The organism is Deltaproteobacteria bacterium (genome assembly GCA_016930875.1).
Classification (GTDB): domain Bacteria; phylum Desulfobacterota; class Desulfobacteria; order Desulfobacterales.
On record JAFGFW010000050.1, the window covers coordinates 1 to 5,354 of the forward strand.

General features: G+C 49.4%; 4 protein-coding genes. All 4 read left to right on the forward strand.

Annotated features, from left to right (window positions below; translation table 11 throughout):
- Positions 1 to 1,386, forward strand: a 1,386-nt coding sequence (locus JW883_05445; protein ID MBN1841711.1) for a YfcC family protein, incomplete at its 5' end; no start/stop codon positions are given.
- Between the two features lie 85 nt (positions 1,387 to 1,471).
- On the forward strand, positions 1,472 to 3,010 hold the full coding sequence (locus JW883_05450) for an amidohydrolase (protein ID MBN1841712.1): 1,539 nt from the start codon (positions 1,472 to 1,474) through the stop codon (positions 3,008 to 3,010).
- A 26-nt stretch (positions 3,011 to 3,036) separates the two neighbouring features.
- Entirely contained in the window at positions 3,037 to 4,245 is a 1,209-nt protein-coding gene (locus JW883_05455; protein MBN1841713.1) for a M20 family metallopeptidase, read from the forward strand.
- Positions 4,246 to 4,315: 70 nt separating this feature from the next.
- The coding region (locus JW883_05460) for an amidohydrolase (protein ID MBN1841714.1) at positions 4,316 to 5,354 on the forward strand (1,039 nt) is incomplete at its 3' end.

The window sequence follows — 5,354 nt, forward strand, 5'->3', positions numbered from 1 at the left end:
AGTTTCAAAGTCCCTCACGTATATGTCCTTCTCAGCGTAATTCTAATTATCGTTGCAATTTGTACCTACGTGATTCCTGCCGGAGTTTTTGACCGCGTCCAGGATTCAGCTACCGGAAGGATGATTGTTGATCCGGCCACTTTCCATGCTGTGGAACAGACTCCAGTCAATCTTTTCAAGCTTGCTGTTTCGATTCCGAAGGGCATGGCGGCGGCAGTCAGCATTATGATGCTTGTCGTACTGGTGGTGGCAGCCTTTGAGATCGTAACCAAAACGGGTGCCTTTGATTCTGGCATTACCCATATGATGAAAAGATCTCATGGGAAGGAAAATGTCATTGTTGCCGTTATTACTATCATGTTTGCCAGTATTGGTGCATTTCTGGGTTGGGCTGAAGGAACCCTGGTCTTTGTCCCACTGGGGGTCTCGCTTGCAAGGGCCATGGGGTACGATGCGCTCATGGGAGCAGGAATGGTGCTGCTGGGGACGGCAGCTGGATTCACGTCTGGTGTCCTTAACATATACACTACCGGCATCGCCCAGGCCATCTCCGGGCTCCCTCTATTTTCAGCGATGTCCTTCAGGATGGTCGGCTTTGTCATTTTCACTTTAACGACGATAGTCTTCCTTATCTCTTACGGGAAAAAGATAAGGAAAGACCCCTCCGCGAGTCCCGTCTACGAACTTGAACTTGCCGCGGAAGCCGGAGAAGACAAAACAAAGGATCTTGTTTTCACCATGAGGCATAGATTGATCATGCTGACGGTTCTGCTGGGGTTCATAACAGTGGTGATAGGAACCACAAAACTTGGATGGTACCTTAATGAGATCACGGCCGTATTCATACTGGTGGGCATAGTTTCCGGGTTCATCGCGAAGATGTCGCCAAACGAAATGGCCATCAACTTTGCAGAAGGCGCCAAAAAGATTATTCCAGCCGCGCTGACCATCGGTATCGCAAGGTCCGTCCTTGTTGTAATGGAGGAGGGAAAGATCCTTGATTCTGTTGTGAACGGCTTGGCCTCGACCCTTACCGGGCTTCCCATGGTCGGGATCGCTCTGGGGATCTTCGTTATTGTTACGGCCCTGAACTTCTTCGTAATTTCAGCCAGCGGCAAGGCCGTTACGATGATGCCCATTCTCGCTCCTCTGGCGGATATCCTGGGAATAAACAGGCAGGTAGTGGTCATAGCCTTTCAGTATGGTGATGGTTTCACCAACTGGTTCTGGCCGACATCTGCCATTACCATGGCAGGTCTCGCAATGGCCGGCGGAATATCGTGGGAAAAGTGGGCCAAGTGGTCGTTCAAGCTTTTCCTGACCTGGATCGTCACTGCAGCAATCCTGGTAACCGTTGCTCAGATGATAGGCGTCGGTCCTTTTTAGGCCCTATCGTGCCTTGAACTTGTCGAGCGGAAGAGGGGTCCAATAGTGAATATCCCTCTTCCGCTTTGCGCTGAAAGGAGGGAATATGTTGAATCTGGACAAGGTGTTCTTGAATGGCAGGTTTTATACCATGGACTGGAAACTTCCCCGTGCCGGGGCTGTGGGAGTTACGGGCGACAGGATAGCGGCCGTTGGATCTCCGGAAATGATCCGTTCACTGGCGGATAAAAAGACGGAATTTGTCGATCTGGGCGGTAAAGTTGTTTTCCCCGGATTTATCGATGCGCACGTTCATTTTATGCAGACGGGTCTTGATAGGACGGCGGTATATTTGAACAAGGCTGAAAATATCACTGAAATGCTTCGTCTTGTGAAGGAACAGGCAGGAAACACCCCCGAAGGCGGATGGGTGCGGGGCTATGGTTATGACGAGACAAAGCTTGAGGAGAAGAGGGTGCCTTCTCTGAGGGAGCTAAATGCGGTATGCCCTGAGAAACCTGTGTTTCTGAGCCGTGTTGATGCTCATGCCTGTCTGGTCAATTCAGAGGCGCTTAGGGTGCTTGGGCTGGACCCCGGTCTTGAAGGATTAATTCTGGAAAACGGAAAGGCTACAGGCAACCTGAAAGCGAACGCGAACTCCGCCGCAAGAGTAAAAATCCTGAACAACCTGCTTGATCCTATCGAAAAGAAAACCGCGTTGCTCCAGGCCGCAAACGAAGCCCTGTCCGTGGGAGTGACAACCGTCCATGCGCTGGAGGGAGGAAGTCTTTTTGGAGAGAATGATTTCGATATTCTTCTTTCCGCAATTCCGGAATTGCCAGTAAGAGTAGTCCCTTACCACCAGATCATGGATGTAGAAAAAATTGCCCGAAAAGGGCTTAAACGGATCGGAGGATGCATTACCGTGGATGGCTCTATAGGTTCGCGGACCGCGGCTCTCCTCTCTCCTTATGAAGATCAGCCCGATGCCACAGGTTGTCTGTATATTGATACAAAGGATCTTGAGGAATTCGTTATGGAGGCTCACAGGAGGGAAATGCAGATCGCAATGCACACCATTGGTGATGCCGCGATCGAACAACTTTTGTGCGCCTATGAAAAGGCGCTCAAGGCTTACCCACGAAATGACCACCGGCACCGTTTTGAACACTTCAGCATTCCGACCGATGATCAGATAAGAAGAGCCGCAATGATCGGATGCGCGATCTGCGTTCAGCCCAGTTTTGATTTCTTCACCAGAAAAATGATGCCGATAAGGCTTGGAGAAGAGAGGTTCGAAAGGTCTTATCCATTGAGAACCCTTCTTGAGGCCGGGCTTCTAGTGGCGGGAGGTTCAGACAGCAGCATAACGCCTCTTAACCCCATGCTCGGGGTTTACGGTGCCCGATGCCATACCCACGCATATCAAAGGCTTGAAGTCTATGAGGGGATCAAGCTTTTCACCTTGAATGCCGCAGCGATAGGATTCGAAGAAATGGACAAAGGATCTATTTCACCAGGCAAATTGGCGGATCTGGCAGTGCTCTCCGAAGATCCTTTTGCATCCGAGCCAGAGCTTGTAAAAGATATTAAGGTCGACAAGACTGTTCTGGGCGGGCGAATCGTCTACTCCCGTTTGCATTGAACATTTGAATTGAAAGGATATCAGCCATGAAAAATTCTAAAGAAACCCTTCAGAAAGCAATATCATGCCTGGACGAGAAAGCCCTTGTCGAGTTGACGAAGAAACTGATATCCATACCCAGCCATCATGGTCTTCAAAACCCCGAGGAAGAAATATCCAGATTCCTGGTGGAGTTCCTCGGAGCGGAGGGAGTTGATTCTGAGCTCCAGCCAACCGACGGAAAAAGATATAACGTTATTGCAAAATATGGAGAAAACGCATTCTTCGAAAAAACCCTCATGCTTAACGGCCATACGGATACAGTAAACGTCGAAAATATGACCATTGATCCATTTTCGGGAGACATCCTCGATGGAAAGATATACGGGCGTGGTTCTGTTGACATGAAGGGTTCCCTGGCAGCGATGATCCATGCTCTTCTGTCGGTTAAGCGAGCCGGAATTCGGCTTGAAGGGCAGGTGGTATTCGCCGGTGTTGCAGATGAGGAATTCTGGAACATAGGAACTCGTCATATTGTGGAGAACGGGCCGCGGACCAAATACGCTATCGTGGGTGAGCCAACCGAGTTGAAGATTGACAATGGACACAGAGCTCTCGAATGGATTGAAATAGCGATAAAGGGGCGATATTGCCACGGGGGAACTCCCGAGCGAGGTATCAACGCAATCGAAAAGGCCGGTAAATTGATCTACAGTATCTGTAGCGATCTGCTTCCGTCCCTGCACGGACGAACAAATATGGTTACCGGCCCATCGACCTTGAACCTTGGAAGCATCTTCGGAGGAACGCAACCGAGCACGGTTGCGGGAGAATGCATGATCAGGCTTGACAGGCGCTGGATTCCAGGAGAATCTACGGAATCGGCAATGGAAGAGCTCAGGGAGGTCGTCCGTCGGCTCAAGGCTTCCGACCCCGATTACGAGGCGGAGGTCCGGAACATGAGAAACGTCGAAATAAACAGTATCGGTCAACCTCCACTGATGACAGACCCGGATTCTGTACTTGTTAAGAGTCTTGAAAGAGCTGTATCCGAATATGTGGGACCGCCCGAACTGGCTTTCTTCCCTGGATGGACAGATGCCGGAATACTCAGCTCCGCAGGAGGAATTGAAACCGTTGTCTTCGGACCTGGAGATCTCAGCTCCGCCCACAGCGATGTGGAATTTTGCCAGATAGATCAAATAATTCAAAGCTGCAAGGTCTATATCGCTGCAATTCTTGATATTTGCACGTAGAAATCTATCCTCAAACAATTGGGGGGCGAATCATTTGTTTTTGGCTGAGATAAGAGAATACAGTTTTTTAATGGGGAAAGACCTAACAGCTTTGAGGCATCACCTTCACGCCCATCCTGAACTCTCGTGGAAAGAAATTCAGACATCCGCATATATTGCCGATGAGTTGAAGTCTATCGGATATGAAAACATTAAGATTGGATGTAATAACCTCCCTGTGGGGGTTGTTGCGGAATTGGATAGCGGAAACCCGGGGCCATGTGTTGCACTTAGGGCTGATATGGATGCCCTGCCGTTGAATGAAGAGAATAATCTTCCTTACAGATCACAGGTTGAAGGAGTAATGCATGCCTGCGGACATGACGGCCATGTCGCAATTCTTTTGGGGACTGCAAAGGTATTGTTCGAATTCAAGGATCACCTTAAGGGTAGAGTTCGGCTGGTATTTCAGCCGGCAGAGGAAGCTGGGATTCCTTCGGGTGCCGAAATGATGATCAAGGAAGGCGTTATGGAGGGAGTTGAAGCAATTGCAGGTCTCCATATATGGTCCAAAGTCCCATCCGGCAAGCTAGCTTTCAAATCTGGTCCAATTATGGCATCCGTGGACGGAGCCAAGATCACTGTCACTGGTAAGGGTGGTCATGCATCAAAACCTCACGAAACAGTGGAACCCCTTGTGCCGGCGTCGATGATCATAACAGCGATCCAGACAATCATTAGCAGGGAAATAGACTCTCAATCATCGGCAGTAGTGGCTATGTGCCAAATCAATGGAGGAACCGCTGCCAATATAATCCCAAAAACAGTCAGCATGACCGGAAACATAAGAACTTTCGACAGACAAACAAGAATGGAAATTCCCAAAAGAATGGAGCGGATAGTAACGGGGATCTGCTCTGCATTCGATTGCGAACATAACTTCGATTACACCTATCTGTATCCAGTAACGATCAACGACAGTACGGTAACCTCCATTGCCCGAAAAGCCTCGCTGGAGATGTTTGACAAAGATGTCGTGGTCGAGGCCGCTTCAGAAATGGCAGCAGAAGATTTCAGTTTTTTTGAAGAGGTTGTGCCGGGAACTTATTTCTTTCTGGGTTGCGGAAACA